This is a genomic window from Mucilaginibacter sp. P5_A6, from assembly GCF_056400585.1.
On sequence record NZ_JBFUKZ010000090.1, the window covers coordinates 1 to 1,015 of the forward strand.

At 34.7% G+C, this 1,015-nt stretch carries 2 protein-coding genes; both read right to left on the reverse strand.

Annotated features, from left to right (window positions below; all coding sequences use genetic code 11):
* Positions 1-288 (reverse strand): hypothetical protein (locus tag AC1DO4_RS27865; RefSeq protein ID WP_477421053.1); only part of this gene is annotated, 288 nt, incomplete at its 3' end.
* 7 nt (positions 289-295) lie between these two features.
* A partial coding sequence (locus AC1DO4_RS27870; RefSeq protein ID WP_477421055.1) for a glycosyltransferase occupies positions 296-1,015 on the reverse strand: 720 nt, incomplete at its 5' end.

A 1,015-nucleotide genomic window follows, 5' to 3' on the forward strand; every position in this document is an offset into this window, starting at 1 on the left:
GGTATAAACATCCCATTCTTTATTATCTCGAATAGTAAAATGTTGGTGGTTCATAAATTTGCTTAGATTTATTACAATAATTAAATGAATAATTAAACCGCTTAGTTTCTTAACAAAACCGATTGCCAGGGCGGTGTATAAAGGATGGGATAACTGATAAAATGAATTAACTATGCATGAATTCCTGTTAAAACGTTGGTTGGCTGTAAATAGCCAACGAGACAACGAACAACCATTTTGGGGTGTTGTTACAGAGACAATGAGGTTACCTTCCTGAATATATATCAAAAAGGGACTAAAGCAGATACTTTACAGTGTCATAAGCTTTGCGTATTCTATACTTTTTCAGCTCAAATAATATATACCTTTTTATATACAACAACAAAAGCTTTTTCTTCTGCATTCCGCGATATCTAAAATGTTTAATGATAAGGTTAAAATCACTTATCACCATTTCCATTCGGGCTTCAACCTTAATCATACTCCATATACCTCCAACATGATTACGATAACAGCTCATTATCTCGGGCATTACATAAATTTTGCGACCGGTATTGAATGTTGCAAATATCTTTAAAAACTTATCGGCCGCATAACATTTAAAGTACCACGACTTTTGGAATAACTGATGTATTTGCGCGCTGTTATGGTATACTACCGTTGCTGTTTTTGTTTCCTCCTGTTTACCGGTAAGCAGGTCATGATAAGTATGCACTAATGGTAAAGGGTTTGGATCAACATAAAGCGTATTGTCATTGGTATCAATTACCCGCGTATAATGGCAACACATAATATAATCTGGATTTTGCTCTAAAAAGTCAACTTGCTTTTGCAGTTTGCGGTCATCTGTCCAGTAATCATCCCCATCACAAAGCGCAATATATTTCCCTTTACAGTTTTTAACTGTATCGATCATATTTTGGTGAGCGCCTACGTTTTTTTTTGCAGAAATGATTTTTACTTTTTCCGGATACTTTTCTTTATACTTTTTTAGTACTTCAGACGTACCATCGGT